Below are 3075 nucleotides of genomic sequence, written 5' to 3' on the forward strand. Positions count from 1 at the left end.
TTTGTGACATTATTAGTAATTAATCGAACGGTTAATTGAAAGGGTACTTCTTACCAACAAAAATCCCCGATTATAGCAATAGTTTCTATATACAAATTTTCACGTCTGTCTCTACTCGCTTATATCTCATAATCATTCATTATTACCTGTCTGTTGAATTATAATACTGCTCATTTTATCTGCCCGATCGGACGTTGATTCGTAAAATTGACATATTGTACGAAAGTCATTGCTGCTGAAAAGGCTGCAGGATTCTTTGCGTAGTTGGAATCATCATGAGATTATCGTTGAGTGGGAAAAAACGGTCTCGATTCGTTTTAGGAAGTGCTTGTAGGCCTATGTTGGCGGTCTGCAATTCTTTTGATTGAGCCGATCTGGAACTTCAAGGGTTAAAGGTTCTGTTGGACTTGCGCACTGAGGAGCCCTTTGTCTCCAAGCATTTGCAATCGAGATACCCCCAACGAATATCTTTGAGATAGAGGAATATGTGACGGTTGTAGACTGGCACAAAGATGCGCAGCCTAAACAAAAGGTAATGGACATCATTCAGATTTCCCTGAGTAACGCCCTGCCGGAATCATACTCAGTAAAACAAACCTGCTGATGAATTACTTTATTGATAGGGTAATTCAGGGTTATGGCTGGCTTGCGGCATAGAAAGGTGTTTATAAACATTTAAAATTCAATAACTATGACACAGTTAAAACATTCAATTCTCTATCTGATTGTATCCTGTATCCTTTTTCTTGGAATGTCATATTTTGTATCCGTCAACAAAGAACTTGTATTTTGTTCTGCCAATTCAGCATGGATCTCTAATGACTTTCTACTGAGTTGCTTTACAGGTATATTTGCAAGTTTTATGGTATTGATAGCCACTGAGGTATATAAATTTTTTCAAATGAAAAGATCGATGGAACAATGGCTTTTTATACAGATGACAACCATCTTTGGCCAATTGCATATAGCAGAGACAAGCATACAGAATCTGTTATCATCAAGAGAGAGTGTACCAACCAATCTATTGTATTATTTATCAAATACAATCAAACAATTGACGCCCGGAATGCGCGCGTTCGATTATAATCCCCTGTTTAAAACAAAAAATGCAAAAGCAATGATCAAAATTATTCAACGGCTACATTCTGCTCAACTCAGTAATTGGGAGTCATTAGCCAATGATTGTATTTATTTGGAGATAGCGATAGGCACAGATAAGATTAATGAACATCTGAAAGGGGTATTGACCCCGGTTATTACTTTCGCCTCTCCTAATACAAACAGGACATTGGTTACATTACAGAAAGAAATTCAACATATTAAATCGCAGGTAACAATCAACATAACAGAACTTAATGCTGCATGCAATGATCGTTTCCATTGGAGTGAAGTTGAATCTCAAATATCATCCCTGTCTACGATTGACACATCGTTGGAAGGTTTCTGGACGAGATGGGATAAAACTAAATCCGCCCAAGTTATACAGTAGTAACTTGTTGGTTGAATTCTGTTAATTTATACTATCAGATAACGGCCAGAAGGTGCTGTATGTGTCGATGGACAATATGTGGTTCAACATGCACAGTCTGGAAGAGTTGGTCGAATTCCTCTATACGCACGGTGTTGTGCATATCTATTTCGACGAAGTCCACAAGTATAAGAATTGGACACAGCTGCTTAAAAACTTCTATGACAGTTATCCCGATTTGAATATCGTGTACACAGGGTCGGCGATGCTGGCTATAGACAATTCCAAAACCGACCTGTCGCGCCGCCAGTCGCTTTATACGCTCAACGGGCTGTCGTTCCGTGAGTATCTCGAATATGAAGGTATCGTATCTGTTCCCGCTATTTCGTTGGAAGATTTGTTCACCGGTCATACAAAGTATGCGATGGAGGTTACGTCGAAAATAAAGGTGTTAAAACACTTCGACGCTTACCTGCGCAGCGGCTATTATCCCTATTTATAAAGAATCGGGCGAGGATTATCTGATGCGTGTTGCCGAGGTTGCACAACTTGTCATCGACAGCGACATTCCGTCAGTGGAAGACATCACCTATACGACCATATTGAAGATTAAGAAGTTGTTGATGGTCATCGCCGAGAATGTGCCGCTTGAACCCAATATTAATAAACTCTCTGCGGAACTGGAATCGACCCGCGACCAGACGCTGAAAATGCTCTATCTGCTCGACCGTGCGGCACTGCTCTGCTTGCTGACGGACAAAGTCAAGGACTATAAACATCTGACCGGTCCGAAGAAGGTATATCTGAACAACGCCAATTTGATGTACGCCCTGTCGGGCAGAATATCGGAAGGTACGCTTCGTGAAACATTCTTTGCCAATCAAGTGGGGGCGGTATCGACCTTGACAATGCCCAAGCAGGGCGATTTTATGGCCGACGGGAAGTATCTGTTCGAGGTGGGCGGCAGCCGCAAGACATTCGGCCAAATAGCAGACCTGCCGAACAGTTACCTCGCATTGGACGACATCGAGACCGGCAGCGGCAGCAGGATTCTCGGAATGAGAACCAGAATTTCGGATAACCATGACAAAGAGTGAGTAGGTACGACCTACTACAAGAGGGTGAACCAGCCGCAGCTGTGCGGCGGGTCTGTTTGTTAAAGAATGCGCAATAAGAAACACTATGCAAAAACGCACATATTGTGCTTAAAATCGGAGCAAAGGATTCAAATCAAGTCGAATATCTCATAATCGTCCGTCGAAACTAATTCGACAGACGATTTTTTGTGATTTCAAGACCAATTTTCTTTTTGATTCAACTGATTTTATTAGGTCTAATATGCAAGTAAGATGAACATCTCATAATAGATTGAGTGTCATTGCCTTTGATGCGTTTTAAATAAAATGTTAAATCTTTGTTCTTTCTGCTTCTCTCTGCCGATGATGGGGCGCGATTGCCGATAATTTTGGGTATCTTTGCGCTTTATTAAATTTTATCGATCTTTTATTTAGCACTGTGCCGCCTGGAACCGTTCTTTCTTTGAAAAGAAAGAACCAAAGAAACTTTCAGATAGCTGCGCTACTCCTTAGGCTCCGCAGTCCTCTTGC

3 protein-coding genes are annotated in these 3075 nt (G+C 41.3%); all 3 read left to right on the forward strand.

Annotated features, from left to right (window positions below):
• The first annotated feature begins 691 nt into the window (after positions 1-691).
• From Q0Z93_RS10030 to Q0Z93_RS10040, 3 genes are read left to right on the forward strand one after another with little or no spacing between them, the layout of a single operon-like run.
• Positions 692-1489, forward strand: a complete 798-nt coding sequence (locus Q0Z93_RS10030) for a hypothetical protein (RefSeq protein ID WP_298065140.1) — start codon at positions 692-694, stop codon at positions 1487-1489.
• Between the two features lie 52 nt (positions 1490-1541).
• A complete protein-coding gene (locus Q0Z93_RS10035; RefSeq protein WP_298065143.1) occupies positions 1542-1970 on the forward strand; it encodes an AAA family ATPase in 429 nt (142 codons plus the stop codon).
• 22 nt (positions 1971-1992) lie between these two features.
• Positions 1993-2565 (forward strand): hypothetical protein, encoded by a 573-nt coding sequence (locus Q0Z93_RS10040; protein WP_298065146.1) that lies wholly within the window; start codon positions 1993-1995, stop codon positions 2563-2565.
• Positions 2566-3075 lie beyond the last annotated feature (510 nt).

Source organism: uncultured Rikenella sp. (assembly GCF_947628055.1).
Classification (GTDB): domain Bacteria; phylum Bacteroidota; class Bacteroidia; order Bacteroidales; family Rikenellaceae; genus Rikenella.